15 protein-coding genes are annotated in these 15,044 nt (G+C 70.6%); 13 read left to right on the top strand and 2 right to left on the bottom strand.

The window, feature by feature from the left end; genetic code table 11:
• Window positions 1-5: 5 nt before the first annotated feature.
• From panD to ACQP1S_RS20465, 3 genes are read left to right on the top strand one after another with little or no spacing between them, the layout of a single operon-like run.
• On the top strand, window positions 6-425 hold the full coding sequence (panD, locus tag ACQP1S_RS20475; RefSeq protein WP_432897911.1) for an aspartate 1-decarboxylase: 420 nt from the start codon (window positions 6-8) through the stop codon (window positions 423-425).
• A gap of 31 nt (window positions 426-456) precedes the next feature.
• Complete coding sequence (locus tag ACQP1S_RS20470) at window positions 457-1,413, top strand: class I SAM-dependent methyltransferase (protein WP_432897908.1); 957 nt, start codon at window positions 457-459, stop codon at window positions 1,411-1,413.
• Between the two features lie 10 nt (window positions 1,414-1,423).
• Entirely contained in the window at window positions 1,424-2,761 is a 1,338-nt protein-coding gene (locus ACQP1S_RS20465; RefSeq protein WP_432897905.1) for an acyltransferase domain-containing protein, read from the top strand.
• Between the two features lie 101 nt (window positions 2,762-2,862).
• On the opposite strand, the gene ACQP1S_RS20460 is transcribed toward ACQP1S_RS20465, so the two are convergent.
• Window positions 2,863-4,527, bottom strand: a complete 1,665-nt coding sequence (locus ACQP1S_RS20460; RefSeq protein WP_432897902.1) for an MFS transporter — start codon at window positions 4,525-4,527, stop codon at window positions 2,863-2,865.
• 54 nt (window positions 4,528-4,581) lie between these two features.
• On the bottom strand, window positions 4,582-5,253 hold the full coding sequence (locus tag ACQP1S_RS20455; RefSeq protein ID WP_357781750.1) for a TetR/AcrR family transcriptional regulator: 672 nt from the start codon (window positions 5,251-5,253) through the stop codon (window positions 4,582-4,584).
• Between the two features lie 124 nt (window positions 5,254-5,377).
• Here ACQP1S_RS20455 and ACQP1S_RS20450 point away from each other — a divergent pair, with 124 nt between their 5' ends.
• The 10 genes from ACQP1S_RS20450 (at window position 5,378) to ACQP1S_RS20405 (ending at window position 14,978) form a co-directional block, all read left to right on the top strand.
• Window positions 5,378-6,619 carry a cytochrome P450 family protein gene (locus ACQP1S_RS20450; RefSeq protein ID WP_432897898.1) on the top strand — a complete coding sequence of 414 codons (1,242 nt, stop codon included), beginning with the start codon at window positions 5,378-5,380 and terminating at the stop codon, window positions 6,617-6,619.
• 41 nt (window positions 6,620-6,660) lie between these two features.
• Window positions 6,661-7,443: a HipA family kinase gene (locus ACQP1S_RS20445; protein WP_432897895.1), complete on the top strand. Its 783-nt coding sequence runs from the start codon at window positions 6,661-6,663 to the stop codon at window positions 7,441-7,443.
• Window positions 7,440-7,832: a DUF3037 domain-containing protein gene (locus tag ACQP1S_RS20440; RefSeq protein ID WP_204925154.1), complete on the top strand. Its 393-nt coding sequence runs from the start codon at window positions 7,440-7,442 to the stop codon at window positions 7,830-7,832. Before ACQP1S_RS20445 ends, ACQP1S_RS20440 begins: the two co-directional genes overlap by 4 nt.
• A gap of 60 nt (window positions 7,833-7,892) precedes the next feature.
• The gene (ccrA, locus tag ACQP1S_RS20435) at window positions 7,893-9,254 is read left to right on the top strand and encodes a crotonyl-CoA carboxylase/reductase (RefSeq protein WP_432897891.1); all 1,362 of its coding nucleotides are present in this window, start codon (window positions 7,893-7,895) and stop codon (window positions 9,252-9,254) included.
• A gap of 214 nt (window positions 9,255-9,468) precedes the next feature.
• The gene (metK, locus tag ACQP1S_RS20430; RefSeq protein WP_432897888.1) at window positions 9,469-10,659 is read left to right on the top strand and encodes a methionine adenosyltransferase; all 1,191 of its coding nucleotides are present in this window, start codon (window positions 9,469-9,471) and stop codon (window positions 10,657-10,659) included.
• A 159-nt stretch (window positions 10,660-10,818) separates the two neighbouring features.
• Window positions 10,819-11,682, top strand: coding sequence for a phytanoyl-CoA dioxygenase family protein (locus ACQP1S_RS20425; protein ID WP_432897885.1), 864 nt, complete (start codon window positions 10,819-10,821; stop codon window positions 11,680-11,682).
• Window positions 11,683-11,945: 263 nt separating this feature from the next.
• Window positions 11,946-12,908 carry an acyl-CoA dehydrogenase family protein gene (locus ACQP1S_RS20420; protein ID WP_432897882.1) on the top strand — a complete coding sequence of 321 codons (963 nt, stop codon included), beginning with the start codon at window positions 11,946-11,948 and terminating at the stop codon, window positions 12,906-12,908.
• Window positions 12,902-13,639: a PIG-L deacetylase family protein gene (locus tag ACQP1S_RS20415; protein WP_432897879.1), complete on the top strand. Its 738-nt coding sequence runs from the start codon at window positions 12,902-12,904 to the stop codon at window positions 13,637-13,639. Before ACQP1S_RS20420 ends, ACQP1S_RS20415 begins: the two co-directional genes overlap by 7 nt.
• On the top strand, window positions 13,636-14,262 hold the full coding sequence (locus ACQP1S_RS20410) for an SAM-dependent methyltransferase (RefSeq protein WP_432897876.1): 627 nt from the start codon (window positions 13,636-13,638) through the stop codon (window positions 14,260-14,262). The genes ACQP1S_RS20415 and ACQP1S_RS20410 overlap by 4 nt, the downstream gene beginning before the upstream one ends.
• Window positions 14,263-14,267: 5 nt before the next feature.
• The gene (locus ACQP1S_RS20405) at window positions 14,268-14,978 is read left to right on the top strand and encodes a glycosyltransferase (protein ID WP_432897873.1); all 711 of its coding nucleotides are present in this window, start codon (window positions 14,268-14,270) and stop codon (window positions 14,976-14,978) included.
• The last annotated feature ends 66 nt before the right edge of the window (window positions 14,979-15,044 follow it).

The raw sequence follows: 15,044 nt of genomic DNA, 5'->3' as shown, positions 1-15,044 counted from the left end.
ACCCGATGTACCGAGAGATGCTCAAGTCAAAGATCCACCGCGCCAAGGTGACGCAGTCGGACCTGCACTATGTCGGCTCGCTCACGCTCGACTCCACCCTGATGGCTGCCGCGAACCTGCTGCCCGGCGAGAAGGTCGACGTCGTGGACGTCGACAACGGCGCCCGGCTCAGCACCTACGTCATCGAAGGGCCCACCGACAGCGGCGTGGTCGGCATCAACGGCGCCGCCGCCCGGCTGATCAGCCCCGGTGACCTGGTCATCATCATCTCGTACGCGGCGATGGCCGACGAGCAGGCCCGCTCGTACCGGCCGACGGTGGTCTTCGTCGACGGTGCCAACCGCCCCCGGAACATCGGATCCGATCCGGCCGAGGTGCCTGCCGGCGTCGACGACCTGATGCGTGGCGACACCGTCAATGCGTGACCGTACCGACCCGGCGAACTCGGAGACCGCAATGAACCGACCCGACGTGATGACCTCGTTCACCACCGGTCTCGCCGACATCAACCTCGACGAGACCGACGGCCGGCGGGCGGGGACGCAGGCCGCCGCCATGAAGTCGGCCAGCTCCTCGATCTACGACATGGCGGCCACCCTCTCGGGCCGGGGCGAGCTGTGGAACTGGGGCATGTGCGATACCGACCTGGCCGCCGAGATCGAGGCCCGGCTGCCCGGGTTCGCCGAGTTCGGCACGGACGGCTTCAGTGAGCAGCTCTACTACCTGGCCCTGCGCGACCTCCCGGGCGGCCTGGAGGGGTGCGCCGGGCAGACGCTCCTGGAGGTCGGCTGCGGGACGGGGGAGGGGCTCAACTTCCTGTCCCGGCTCGTTCCCGACACCCGGATGACCGGACTGGACCTGTCGCCGAAGGCGGTCGCCCGGGCCAACGCGACCCTGGCGCGCGGCGACAGCCTGCGCTTCGTCCAGGGTGACGCCGAGGATCTGCCGTTCGAGGACTCCTCGGTGGACGTCCTGATCAACATCGAGAGTTCCCACACGTACCCCGACCTCGAGCGGTTCCTGCGTGAGGTCGCGCGGGTGCTGCGTCCGGGCGGGGCCCTGTCGCACATCGACGTGTTCACCCGCCAGCGGCGGCAGACCATGCGGCGGATCACCGCGGACCTGCCCCAGCTGAAGTGGGTCACCGATCACGACGTCTCCGCTGCGGTCCGGGCCGCGGTCCGCCGACGGATGACCCCGGGCAGCCGCTTCCGCCGGACGCTGGACCGTCAGCGGATGAACCCGTTGGTGCGGACGATCGCCACGCACAGCCAGATCCTGATGTTCGGCGGCATGTTCGCAGGCTACCGGCCACCCACGTCGATCAGGGCGCTCAGCCGGTTGGGCGTCGTGCCGTGGATGAGCGGCCTGCCCATGGAGAGCTACCGGCACCAGGTCGCCGTGCGGGTGTGAGGGGGAAGAAGTGACCACCCACCTGTTCGCCGTCGCCGCCGCGACCGGGGACGGCCTGCTCGCCGCGATCCGCGCGCATGCCGACCGGATCCGGGGCGGCCGGAACCTGCCCCCGTTGGACCGGTACTGCCACGACGCGGCGACCGGGACAGCCGGCCTGCCGCACCGGGCCACGCTCGTCGCCGACTCGTACGACAGCCTCGCGGCCGGCTTGGCCGAACTGTCGGCCGGAGGGGCGGACCGCCCGGCGGCGCAGCCGCTGCGGCGGCGGCCGGGCCCGGTGTTCGTCTTCGCTGGACAGGGCGCGCAGTGGGACGGGATGGGCTTGGAGTTGCTGGCCACCGAGCCGGTCTTCCGCGCGGCGCTGCTGCGCTGCGAGGAGCGGGTGCGTACGCTGGCCGGCTTCTCGGTGACCGAGCAGTTGCGGGCCGACCCGGCGACGTCCCGGCTCGGCGAGATCGACGTGCTGCAACCGACGATGGTGTCGTTGCAGGTCGCCCTGGTCGCCCTGTGGCGCAGCTGGCACGTGGAACCGGCCGCGGTGGTCGGCCACAGCATGGGCGAGATCTCGGCAGGGTACGCAGCCGGCGCACTCACCCTCGACGACGCCCTGCTGATCGCCTGCCGCCGCAGCTCCCTGCTGCGCCGGATCACCGGTCGGGGTGCCCTGGCCACCACGGAACTGTCGCCGGAGGCCGCGCACGCGCTGGCCGACGCCAGCGGGGGGCAAATCTGCGTCGCCGGGGAGAACAGCCCCCGGTCGACGGTGCTGGCCGGGGACACCGAGTCCCTGACCGCGCTGATCGAGGACCTCGACCGGCGTGACGTCTACTGCCGGATGGTGCGGGGCACGGTCGCCTCGCACAGCCACTACGTCGACGAACTCCGCGACGACCTGGCCATCGCGCTGCGCCCGCTCCGTCCGGTGGCGTCACGGGTGCCGGTGTACTCGACGGTGACGGGCGCACCCGTGCCCGGCACCGCGCTCGGACCGGCGTACTGGATGCGGAACCTGCGGGAGCCGGTCCGGTTCGCCGCAACCGTCACCCGGCTGGCCGAGGACGGTCACGACGTCTTCGTCGAGATCAGCACCCACCCGGTGCTGATCAGCAGCCTGAGGCAGACGCTGGAGAGCGTGGGCCGGACGGCCGAACTGCTGCCCTCCGGCCGCCGGCGGGCCGAGCGCAATGCCGTGCTGTCGTCGCTCGGCACGCTCTACGCGTGTGGTCACGACGTGCACTGGCCGGCACTCGCCCCGCCGGCACCGGGGCTCACCGCCTACCAGGACGCGGTCCTGGACGCGGTCCGGCTTCCCCGGCCCTCGCCGGCGCGGGCAGGTTCACGATGACGGCCGGGCCCGACGGGGGACACCAGCCGGTGGGTGCCCGACCCGTGGTGCGGGACAGAACCCGGCGATCAGCGGCGCGGATGTCGGGGGCGCGGGGGTCCTCAGGACATCCCCAGCCGCCGCGGTCGCCGGGGCAGCAGGAAGAGCAGACAGATCACCGCAGCCAGTCCGGCGGACGCCCAGTAGAGAGCTTCGCTGAACGTCGCGATGAACGTCCGGGTCTTGATGTCGGCCAGGGTGCTCCCGATCGCGGCCTGCTGAGCGGGGTCGCCGCCGGCCAGCGTGCGGCAGCTCTGCGGTACGGCGGTGATGTCGGCCTGACCGAGCGCCTCGGTGGCGCAGGCGCGGATGGCTGTCTGCTGCGAGGCGACGGCCGGGACGTCCGGGAGCACCCGGTCCGCCTGCGTCCCCGCGTTGGTGGCGAGAGCCGAGAAGAAGATGCCGCCGATGATCGCCACACCGAGGGCGGCACCGAGCTGACCGGCAGCGTTGATCAGACCGGACGCCGACCCGGCCTCCCGTGGCTCGACCTCGGTCAGGATCATGCCGGTCAGCGGGGCGAGCAACATGCCCATTCCGGAACCGAGCAGCAGCATGGGAACGACGGCGTGCCACGAGGTGATCGTCTCGCCGGCCAGTTGGGCGATCCGCGCATACAGCAGGAGCCCGACCAGCATCAGCAGCGCCCCGGCGAACAGGCAGTTGCGGCCGTAGCGGGGGAACAGCTTACGGACGGCGAGGTTGCCGGCGATCGGGACGCCCAGCGAGAACGGAATCGCCGTGAGGCCGGTGTGCAGCGCCGACCAGCCGAGGCCACCCTGAAGGTAGAGCGTCCAGCTGAGGAAGAACCCGGCCGGGATGCAGCTGAACAGCAGCTGGGTGCCGACGCCGGCACCGAAGGTCCGGATCTTGAACAGCGAGAGGGCCACCAGCGGGGATCCGTCCTTGGCGGTCTTGTAGCGCTCGTAGAGCACGAACACCGCGAGGACGGGCACGGAGGCGATCAGCGACGCGATGCTCCAGACGGGCCAGCCGAGCTCACGACCGCGCAGCAGCGGCAGCAGCAACAGCAGCAGGCCGGCGATCACCAGCACCATACCGACGAGGTCCAGCCGGTTGGCACGCGGCGATCGCGACTCACGCATCCACATCCAGCCGGTGACCAGGGCGGCCGCGCCGACCGGAAGGTTGACCACGAAGATGGTGCGCCAGCCCAGGTCGCCCGGGTTCCACGAGATGAGCAGCCCACCCAGCAGCGGCCCGGCGACGATGGCCAGGCCGATCATGCTGGCGTACAGGCTGACGACCCGGCCGATCTCCTGCGGCGGGAAGGTGACGTGGATGATCGCCAGGACCTGGGGGACCATGACCGCAGCGGCGATGCCCTGCAGCACCCGGGCACCGACCAGGACCTCGGAGGTGGGGGCGAAGGCGCACAGGGCCGAGGCCAGGACGAAGCCGGCAACGCCGGTCAGGAACATCCGTTTGCGGCCGAAGATGTCGCCGAGCCGCCCTCCGGTGATCAGGACGACGGCGAAGCACAGCGTGTAGCCGACTGTCAGGGCCTGCACGGCGGCCGCCGAAGCGCCGAGATCCTCCTGGATGCTCGGGATCGCCACGGTGACGATGTTGACGTCGAGAAGGTCCATGAAGGTCGCGACCAGCAGGACCATCAGCGCCAGCCAACGGTGGGGATGTGGGCCGTCGGTGGCCGCGACGGGAGTTCCGATGGCCCCTGCGGGCGCCGGCTCCACTTCCTGACTCATGAAATGTGCTCCAGTTCTTGCGGTTCGTCGCCGGTGGCGGACACCGGCGATGGCTTAGGGGGCGGTCCGGTTCGCAGCGGACGCGCCGTCCGCCTCGGACGTGCCGGTACGGGCGAGCGCGGTCCACGACCGCATCAGCAGCTCCACGACGTCCATGACGTCCCCGGCCGGGCTGTCGCCGGCCAGAAGCACGCGCTGGATGGACAACCCGTCGTCCAACGCGTGCACGATCAGCGCCAACAGCTCCACCGGCGCGGGTGGCGTGACCGACCGGGCGGCGAAGCCCCGCGCGAGCGCCTGGGCCATGGCCTCGTGGGACCGTCGTTCGCGGTCGGCCATCAGGGACAGCACCTGCGGATCGCGCCTCGCGTAGAGCCACAGTTCGGTACGCAGCGCCAGCCAGCTCGCGAAGTTCTTGTCCCGCTCCCGGTGCCAGGCACGCAGGTGCTCGATCGTCTCCTCGAACGACCCGGCCTTACTGCTCAGTGCCTGCACCTCCTGCAGTTCGCGTTCGGTGCGCTGTTCCAACAGGGCCAGGACCAACTGTTGCTTGCCGTCGAAGTTGCCGTAGAAGGCACCCCGGGTGTACCCGGCGCGTTCGACGATCTGCTCGACCGAGGTGCCGTTGACACCGAACTCGGCGAACAGCTCGGCTGCCGCCTGCAGCAGCTCCTGGCGGGTGATTTCTCGGCTCTGCTGGCGGGTGAGTCGTTTGCTGATGATCAACCTCCTCGTGAGACTCAGATACGGTACCGTATTCTGATACAGTGTTGTATCCGAATGCCGCATAACCCACCCCGGGGCGTGTCGCAGCGAACATCGGCGGCGCACCGACACTCGGGTCAACGTCGTGAGCAATCGAATGGGGATGCTGGTGACCGGAGCCTTCGACTGGACGGACGTCGAGTTCGACCTGTCCAACGTGAACTTCGTGACCGACCGGGACGCCGGGGAGCGCTGGCTGGGCGCGCCCCGGCCGGTGTGTCCGGGCCGGTTCTCCGACGGTAACGAGGTCTATGTCGTCACCCGCTACGACGCGGTCCGTAGCCTGTTCACCGATCGTCGGGTCAGCAACCATCCCCCGGAGGGCGTCCATCTCGACAGCATGCGCCGCCGGGGTGTGCCCGAGGAACTACTCAAGTACTTCGATTCCACAATCATGACGATGGTGCCGGAGGACCACCGGCGGGTGCGGTCGCTGATCGACCGGGCGTTCTCGGGGCGGCGGGTCAGGACCCTGCGCCCCCGGATCGAGCAGCTGGTCGACGACCTGCTCGACCAGATGGATGCCGCCGAGGAGGTCGACCTCGTCGCCGAATACGCCCATCCGATCTCCACGACGATCATCTGTGAGCTGCTCGGTGTCGACGACGAGTACCGCGACAGATGGCTGCGGTGGACCGAGGCGTTCACCACCTTCGTCCGCCCCGACCCGGTGATGCTGCCGCCCGCGCTGCGCGGCATGGTCGACACGGTCATCAGGTTGATCGGCGCGCGGCGGGCCCAACCCGGCGACGACCTGATCTCCGATCTGGTCAAGGCGAGCGACGAGACCGAGAAGCTCGACGAGGTCGAACTGGTCGCCCTGGTGCTGGTGCTGGTGCAGGCCGGCCTCGACACCGTCCGGCACTCGATCTCGCTGAGCCTCTTCCACCTGCTGACCCATCCCGATCAGCTCGAACTGGTCAGGTCGCAGCCGGAGAACACCGTCCAGGCGGTGCGGGAGCTGATGCGCTACGCCGGCCCGATCAAGATGGCCCTGCCACGCTTCGCCGTGGAGCCGATCGAGGTCGACGGGGTGACCATCCCCAAGGACGGGCAGATCCAGCTCGTGGTGGGTGCCGCCAACAACGACCCGCAGCGGTTCACCGACCCACGCACGCTGGACGTCACCCGGGTCGACAATCCGCAGCTCAGCTTCGCTGCCGGCGACCACTTCTGCCCGGGGGCGTCGTTGGCCACCGCGGAGACCGAGATCGCGCTCAACAAGCTGTTCGCGCGCTTTCCCGGTGTCCGCCTGGCCGGCGACCCCGACGAGGTGGGTCCGCGATTCCTCAAGGCCGTGGCACGCCTGCCCGTATGGCTCGTGTGATCACCGTTCTCCAAGACCGACAACGATCAGTAGGATGAGAAGTGTTACCCACAGTAGTAGCAACGCAGTATCTGACCGCCCTGCGTGAGGGTGGATCCCTGCCCGGGGTGGTGGAGGCGGACAACGACGGCGTGTACGTCGTCAAGTTCCGTGGCGCGGGCCAGGGCAGCGCCGCCCTGGTCGCCGAGATCGTCGTCGGCGAACTCGGCCGCCGGCTCGGCATCCGCGTCCCCGAGCTCGTCACCATCGACATCGACCCGGAGATGGCGCGCCGCGATCCCGATCAGGAGATCCAGGAACTTCTGCGGGCCAGCGCCGGGGTGAACCTGGGCATGGACTTCCTACCCGGCTCGGTCGGCTTCGACGGCGTCGGGTGGCAGCCCCCGGCCGAGGAGGCAGCCAGGATCTACTGGCTGGACGCCCTCACCGCCAACGTGGACCGCACCTGGTCCAACCCCAACCTGATCATCTGGCACCGCCAGCTCTGGGCCATCGACCACGGAGCCGCGCTGCTGTTCCACCACTCCTGGCCGACCGTCGCCACCTGGGCTGAGCGCCGCTACGACCTGTCCCAGCACGTGCTGGCCGATCTGGTCGCCTCGCTGGGTCCCGCGACGCTGGCCAAGCTGGACGCCGAGCTGGCCGAGGCGGTGACCGAGGACCTGCTGACCGAGGTCGCCGCCATGGTTCCGGACAGCTTCCTGTTGGGCATGAACTCCGTTCCCGAGGACGCGGACCCGCCCGAGCTGCGACAACGCTACGTCGACTACCTCCTCGCCCGGCGGACCGGCGTGGGTGCCTGGTGGCCGGGGGTCGATGCATGACCGCCAAGGCGTCCATCCTCAGCTTCGACTACGCGCTGTTGCGCGCCGTGCCCCGTGTCGACCGCGGTGAGCAGGTCAACGTCGGAGCGTTGCTCTACTGCCCCGGCGCGGACTTCCTCGGTGCCGCCATTCATGTCGACGCCGACCGGCTACGGATGCTGGATCCGGACATCGACGTCGACATGGTCGCTGCGGCCCTCGACGCCATCCGTGCGATCTGCGCCGGTGATCCCGCTGCTGGTCGGGCGGGAGCCGGCACCCGGGGGGCGCGGTTCGGCTGGCTGACCGCGCCGCGCAGCACGGTGATCCAGACCAGTGCCGTCCATGGCGGGCTCACCACCGATCCGGCGGCCGAACTCAAGCGCCTGATGGGACGGCTCGTGCACTGAACGGCGAGGCAGCGGGCCGCAGCCACCTCTTTCCTCAGTCGCGTTACCCGAGGAGCACCGATGGAAGACATCATCAGCGCCGTTCTCGACCCGGACACCCGACCGGAGGACTTCGCGGCCCTGCCTGTTCCGGAGCACTATCGCGCGGTCACCCTGCACGCCGACGAGGTCGAGATGTTCGCAGGGGTCGCCGCCGAGGCCCGGGAGCCCCGCCGGGCCGTGCACCTCGACGACGTGGCGGTCCCCGAGGTCGGGCCCGGCGAGGCGCTGGTGGCGGTCATGGCCAGCTCGATCAACTACAACACCGTGTGGTCGTCATTGTTCGATCCGATGCCCAGTTTCACCTTCCTGGCCCGGTACGGCCGACGCTCACCGCTGGCCCGCCGCCACGACCTGCCCTACCACGTGATCGGTTCCGACCTGTCCGGAGTGGTGCTGCGTACCGGGCCAGGGGTCTACGCCTGGAAGCCCGGCGACGAAGTCGTGGCGCACTGTCTGTCGGCCGAGCTGGAGGCACCTGAGGGACACAACGACACCATGCTCGACCCGGATCAGCGGATCTGGGGCTACGAGACCAACTTCGGGGGTCTCGCCCAGTTGGCACTGGTCAAGGCGAACCAGTTGATGCCCAAGCCAGCGCACCTGACATGGGAGGAGGCGGGGACTCCCGGTCTGGTCGCCTCGACGGCGTACCGGCAGTTGGTCTCCCGCAACGGCGCCCAGATGAAGCAGGGCGACAATGTGCTCATCTGGGGTGCCTCCGGCGGAGTGGGCGCGTTCGCCACCCAGCTCGTGTTGGCTGGAGGGGCGAAGCCGATCTGTGTGGTGTCCAGCCCGACCAAGGCCGCCATCTGCCGGGCGATGGGTGCTGACGCGGTGATCGACCGCACCGATGAGGCGTACACGTTCTGGAAGGACGAGTACACCCAGGACCCCGGGGAGTGGAAACGGTTCGGACGGCGGATCCGGGAACTGACCGGCGGGGAGGATCCCGACATCGTGTTCGAGCATCCCGGGCGGGACACCTTCGGTGCCTCGGTGTACGTGACCCGCAAGGGAGGCACCATCGTGACCTGCGCTTCCACCTCCGGCTACCGCCACGAGTACGACAACCGCTACCTGTGGATGTCGCTCAAGCGGATCGTCGGATCGCACTTCGCCAACTATCGCGAGGCGTGGGAGGTCAACCGGCTCATCGCCAAGGGTCGGATCCACCCCACGCTGTCCAAGGCGTACGCCCTGGCAGACGCCGGACAAGCGGTCGACGACGTGTACCGCAACCGGCACCTCGGCAAGGTCGGCGTGCTGGCGCTGGCACCCCACGAGGGTCTCGGCGTCCGCGACACGGCGATGCGCGAGCAGCATCTCGACGCGATCAACCGGTTCCGGCGGGCTGACCGGCCGACCACTAGCCCTCGCTGACCCGGCCGTCAGCGAGGCAACGCCGGTCAGCCAACTGCCCACAGGCACCCGCGTGCCGCGCCGGCCCCCCGGGTGCGACAGCGACACGTCGTCCGGAGGCCCGCTCGATCGGTCCCGCAGCGGAGCGGGATCACCGGGTCACCCGTCCGCCCCACGATCGTTCGAGGTGGAAGGCCGGTTCGACGTCATGCCCTCATCGACGGAAGGACTACCCATGGCACGCCGCCTGTTCACCTCCGAATCGGTCACGGAAGGCCACCCGGACAAGATCGCCGATCAGATCAGCGACGGGATCCTCGACGCCCTGCTGACCCAGGATCCGCACAGTCGGGTGGCGGTCGAGACCCTGATCACCACCGGTCAGGTCCACGTCGCCGGCGAAGTGTCGACCAAGGCGTATGCCGACATCCCGACGATCGTGCGTGAGACGATCCTGGGTATCGGTTACGACTCGTCGAAGAAGGGTTTCGACGGCGCTTCCTGTGGTGTGAGCGTTTCCATCGGTGCGCAGTCGCCGGACATCGCGCAGGGTGTGGACAACGCCTTCGAGCTGCGGACGGGTGCGTCGGGGAGCGCGTTGGACGCGCAGGGCGCTGGCGACCAGGGCATGATGTTCGGTTTCGCCTGTTCCGAGACGCCCGAGCTGATGCCGCTGCCGATCGCGCTCGCCCATCGGCTGGCCCAGCGGCTGTCGGCGGTGCGCAAGGACGGCACGATCCCGTACCTGCGGCCCGACGGTAAGACCCAGGTCACCATCGAGTACGAGGGGTTGCGTCCGGTACGGCTGAACACGGTGGTGGTGTCCAGCCAGCACGCGGCGGACACCTCGCTGGACTCGCTGTTGACCCCGGATGTGCGGGACCACGTGATCGCCCCGGAGTTGGAGAGTCTGGGCCTGGACACCGAGAACTACCGGCTCCTGGTCAACCCGACCGGCCGGTTCGAGATCGGTGGTCCGATGGGTGATGCCGGTCTGACCGGCCGGAAGATCATCGTTGATACCTACGGTGGGTATGCCCGGCACGGTGGCGGTGCGTTCTCCGGCAAGGATCCGTCGAAGGTGGACCGTTCGGCGGCGTATGCGATGCGGTGGGTGGCGAAGAACGTGGTCGCCGCCGGTCTCGCGGAGCGTTGTGAGGCGCAGGTGGCGTACGCGATCGGTAAGGCCCATCCGGTGAGTCTGTTCATCGAGACCTTCGGTACGGAAAATGTGCCGGTGGAGCGGATCGAGCGGGCGGTGGGTGAGGTGTTCGACCTGCGTCCGGCGGCGATCATCCGGGATCTGGACCTGTTGCGTCCGGTCTACCGGCAGACTGCGGCCTACGGCCACTTCGGCCGGGAGCTGCCGGAGCTGACCTGGGAGAACACCGAGCGGGCCCAGAGCCTCAAGGCCATCGCGGCCTGAGGTGCCGACTCCGCCGCCGCGCTCCGCGTCGGGCTGGTCCGCAGCGACGACCCAGCTCGGATGGTCATCAGGCGACCTTCGGCGCGGGTCGACACGATCCCGGCACACCACCCGTCGGGCTCAGGGACCGTCGAGCCGATCCCGCACCGAGAGGAAGAGATGACTGACAACGCCATCGTCACGGTCCATTCCGACGCCGACATCGACCGGGTCTGCGCCCTGCTCGACCACGACGGCGCCATCATCGTCGAGGAGTTCCTGGACGCCGGGACCCGGCAGGCGCTCTGGGACGATCTCGGACCCGCGCTGGAGAAGTCCGGCTACGGCGACAACGACTTCTCAGGCCACAAGACCAAGCGGATGTCGTCGTTGTTCGCCCGCAGCCGGCACATGGCCGCCGTCGCGCTGCACCCGCTGTTCCTGGGTGCCGCGCGCCGCCTCATCCAGCGGCCGGTGCCGGTGTGGTTCGGCGGCGAACAGGTGAGCATCAGCCCCAACATCCAGGTCAGCGCTACCCAGGTGATCCAGATCTGGCCGGACGAAGGGGTGCAGTGTCTGCACCGCGACGACACCTCACACCTGCGGCCCTACCCTGCACCGACGACCCGGGCCCAGGTGATGGTCGCGATGAGTGACTTCACCGCGGAGAACGGCGCGACAATGGCGATCCCGGGCAGTCACCGCTGGGACGACGAGCGGGCGCCGCGCCGCGACGAGGCGGTGCCGGCCGAGATGCCGGCCGGGTCGGCGCTGATCTGGCTCGGTGGTCTCTACCACGGCGGTGGGCAGAACACCTCCACGCAGCCGCGCACCGGGCTGACGCTCTCCTACATCGCCGGCAACATGCGCCAGGAGGAGAACCAGTACCTCGCGGTGCCGATGGAAGTGGTCCGCGGGTACCCCGAAGAGTTGCAACGCCTGCTCGGCTACGATGTGTGTCCCCCGTTCCTCGGCTGGTACGAATCCCGCGACCCGCACACCCTGCTCGCCGAGCGCGCTGCTGGAGGTGCTCCCCGGGCCTGATCCACCACAGAGCTGATCATGGCCGCTGCCCCGGACAGCCGCGAGCATCGTGACGAGTCGGGCCCGTCGGCCGCGCCATGTTTCACCCCGGGGGAGAGGGGCACTTTCCGGCGGCGACCCGTGCGGGCCGCACATCGCCCGTCCGGAGGTGCCCCGATGACGCTTGACCGTCCGGAGACGGTGCCCCTGGTCGACGGCAGGTCGAGCCGGGCCGGACGGCATCCGGTGCGGTCCGGGAACCCGCCCCGGGCGTCAGGCACCCCATGGTGAGCCCCGGAGGCGACGACCCCGGTACGGCGTTCCGGTCGGCCGTGCTCGCCGGGCTGCTCGACCTGCCGTTGCCCGGCGGCGGACGCACCCGTGACCGCTTCCTGCGTTTCGTTGAACTCGGCCGCGCCGGCCTGCCCCTGGCCCGGCTGGGCGAGGGGCACGCCGACGCCCTGGCGATCCTCGCCGAACTCGGCGTGACGATCGACCCCGACCGGCGTCGTGAGCCGTGGGGTGTCTGGGCCGCCGTGCCGGCGTCGGTCACGGCGACCCGCGACGGCGACCGGTGGCGGCTGACCGGTGACCGGCCCTGGTGCTCCGGGGCCGGTCTGCTCGCCCGCGCCCTGGTCGCCGCGACCACCGACGACGGCATCCGGCTGTTCGCCGTCGAGGTCGACGCCGCCGGGGTCACCGTGTTGCCCGACACCTGGCCGGCCGTCGGCATGGCCGCCAGCGACAGCCGCACCGTCAGCTTCGACGGCGTGACCGCCGTTGCGGTGGGCGGACCCGGCAGCTACACCGCGCGGCCGGGTTTCTGGCACGGCGGGCTGGGGGTGGCGGCGTGCTGGTACGGCGGTGCGGTCGGGGTCGCCGACACCCTGTACGACGCGGCGCGGCACCGCCGTCTCGGCCCGCACGCCTTGGCGCACCTCGGTGCGGTCGACGCGGTCCTGACCGCCGCCCGCGCCGTCCTGTTCTCCGCCGCCGACGAGATCGACGCGAACCCCACCGGGGACGCGGACCGGTTGGCCCACCAGGTTCGCGCCACCGTCGAGGCGACCGCCACCACGGTCGTCGACCGGGTCGGCCGGGCGCTGGGGGCGGGCCCGCTGTGCCAGGACGCCCACCACGCCCGGCGGGTCGCCGACCTGACGGTGTATCTGCGGCAGAGCCACGCGGAGGCGGACCTGGCCCATCTCGGTGAACTGGTGGCGGCGGTCGGGGACCCCGGATGGTGAGGCCGATCGTCGACGCGGGCACCGACGAGGGCACCTGGGGTGCGTGGCCCGCGCCGGCCGGGTGGCCCGTACTGGCGCTGGACGACCGGGCGCGGACGGTGCCGCCGCTGGTCGTCGCCCCGCATCCCGACGACGAGGTGCTCGGGGTGGGGGGCCTGGTCGCGATGCTCGCCGGCGACGTCGAGATCGCGGTCGTCACCGACGGCGAAGCCTCGCATCCGGACTCCACGGTCCACTCGCGGGCGGCGCTGGCCGCGATCCGGCGGGCCGAGACGGTCACGGCCTGCGGACTGCTCGGGGTCGTCCCCGCCGCCATCGCGCATCTCGGGCATCCCGACGGTGGCGTCGACGAAGCGGCACTCACCGACGCGTTGACCACCCGGCTGGCACCGGGCCGGTGGTGTGTCACGACGTGGCGCGGCGACGGACACCCGGACCACGAGGCGGTCGGGCGGGCGGCTGCGGTCGCCTGCCGGCTTACGGGGGCGACACTGCTGGAGTTCCCCGTGTGGATGTGGCACTGGGCCGGGCCGGACCATCCCGACGTGCCGTGGCACCGGGCGCGCCGGGTCGACCTGACCGGGGCGGCCAGATCGGCCAAGCGGGACGCGATCGACGCCTTCCGTAGCCAGGTGTCGCCGCTCGGGCCGACGCCCGCCGACGCGGCGATCCTCCCCCCGCACGTTCTCGCACGCTTCGCGCGTTCCTACGAAACGGTGTTCCTACCATGACCGCACGCGGCACGCCGGCCGAATATTTCGACGGCATGTATGCCGGGGCCGAGGACCCGTGGGGTTTCGAGACCCGCTGGTACGACCAGCGTAAGCATGACGTGACGGTGGCCTGTCTGCCGCGTCGGCGTTACCGGTCGGCATTCGAACCGGGATGTTCGACAGGTATGCTCACCCGCCGCCTCGCCCCGCGGTGCGACCGGTTGCTGGCGGTCGACATCGCCGCGGCGGCGGTGGCGAGTGCCCGGCGGCGGCTGGCGGACCAGCCGCACGTACGGGTGGAGCGGATGAGTGTCCCCGACGAGTGGCCGGCCGTGGCGGACGACCGTTTCGACCTGATCGTGCTCTCCGAGCTGGGTTACTACTTCGACGACGCCGGGTGGGATCGGCTGGTGGCCCGGACGGTGGACTCGCTCGCACCCGGCGGCACGCTGGTGGCCGTGCACTGGCGGCCCGCGGTGGCCGAGCACGTACGTGGCGGCGACGACGTGCACCGGCTGCTCGACGGCGTGGACGGCCTGGCGCGGACGGCACGGCACGAGGAGGCGGACTTCCTCCTCGACGTGTTCCTCCGGGTGCCGCCGCCGGCCAGATCCGTCGCCCAGGCCGAAGGTCTGTGGTGAACCGGATGGCGGTCGTGGTGCCCGCCCACGACGAGCAGGCGCTGTTGCCCGGCTGTCTGCACTCCGTCCTCGACTCGCTGCGTCACCTGCCGGTGCGCGCGGAGGTGATCGTGGTGGCCGACGACTGCCGGGACGCCACGGCCAGCGTCGCCGAGCGTCTCGGTGCCGTCGTGCTGACGGCGCGGGTCCGTAACGTCGGCCGGGCACGCGCCGCCGGCATGGCGCACGCGCTGCGGCACGGCCCACAGGGGCTGTGGCTCGCCACCACCGACGCGGACAGCCGGGTGCCCCGGCGGTGGGGCGGCTGGCAGCTGCGCCACGCCCGGGCCGGCACCGACCTGCTGGTCGGGACCGTGCGGGTCACCGACTGGGCGCCCCGCTCCACGCAGGTCCGGGAACGTTTCGAGGACCGGTACCGACAGGGTCTGACCGGTGCCGGCCACCGGCACGTCCACGGTGCGAACCTGGGCTGTGCCGCCACCGCCTACGAGCGGCTGGGCGGATTCGCCGACCTGTGCCACGGCGAGGACCACGACCTCGTCGAACGCGGTCGGCGGCGTGCCATGCGGGTCGTCACCGACGCCGGTTGCGCGGTGCGGACCAGCGCCCGCCGCCACGGCCGGGCCCCGCACGGCTTCGCCGGCTACCTCGACGCCCTCGAAACCGGCCTGCGGTCCGTGCCGGTGGAGCCTGAGCGGGCACCGTGCGGCGGGTGAACCGGGGACGTGGCGAATTGCCTTGCACCGGCGGCGCGTGGCGGGCGATAGTCGTCGCATGATCCC

It is taken from the genome of Micromonospora matsumotoense, from assembly GCF_050951065.1.
Lineage (GTDB): Bacteria > Actinomycetota > Actinomycetes > Mycobacteriales > Micromonosporaceae > Micromonospora > Micromonospora matsumotoensis.
The sequence above is the reverse complement of the archived record's forward strand: the minus strand, read 5'-3'. Positions and strand labels throughout refer to the sequence as shown.

What these genes read in the sequence shown, in the direction of transcription:
- panD (WP_432897911.1), top strand. Translation starts at nt 6, where the DNA reads ATGTACCGAGAGATGCTCAAGTCAAAGATCCACCGCGCCAAGGTGACG.
- ACQP1S_RS20470 (WP_432897908.1), top strand. Translation starts at nt 457, where the DNA reads ATGAACCGACCCGACGTGATGACCTCGTTCACCACCGGTCTCGCCGAC.
- ACQP1S_RS20460 (WP_432897902.1), bottom strand. Translation starts at nt 4,527, where the DNA reads ATGAGTCAGGAAGTGGAGCCGGCGCCCGCAGGGGCCATCGGAACTCCC.
- ACQP1S_RS20440 (WP_204925154.1), top strand. Translation starts at nt 7,440, where the DNA reads ATGACCGCCAAGGCGTCCATCCTCAGCTTCGACTACGCGCTGTTGCGC.
- ccrA (WP_432897891.1), top strand. Translation starts at nt 7,893, where the DNA reads ATGGAAGACATCATCAGCGCCGTTCTCGACCCGGACACCCGACCGGAG.
- metK (WP_432897888.1), top strand. Translation starts at nt 9,469, where the DNA reads ATGGCACGCCGCCTGTTCACCTCCGAATCGGTCACGGAAGGCCACCCG.
- ACQP1S_RS20425 (WP_432897885.1), top strand. Translation starts at nt 10,819, where the DNA reads ATGACTGACAACGCCATCGTCACGGTCCATTCCGACGCCGACATCGAC.
- ACQP1S_RS20420 (WP_432897882.1), top strand. Translation starts at nt 11,946, where the DNA reads ATGGTGAGCCCCGGAGGCGACGACCCCGGTACGGCGTTCCGGTCGGCC.
- ACQP1S_RS20415 (WP_432897879.1), top strand. Translation starts at nt 12,902, where the DNA reads ATGGTGAGGCCGATCGTCGACGCGGGCACCGACGAGGGCACCTGGGGT.
- ACQP1S_RS20410 (WP_432897876.1), top strand. Translation starts at nt 13,636, where the DNA reads ATGACCGCACGCGGCACGCCGGCCGAATATTTCGACGGCATGTATGCC.
- ACQP1S_RS20405 (WP_432897873.1), top strand. Translation starts at nt 14,268, where the DNA reads ATGGCGGTCGTGGTGCCCGCCCACGACGAGCAGGCGCTGTTGCCCGGC.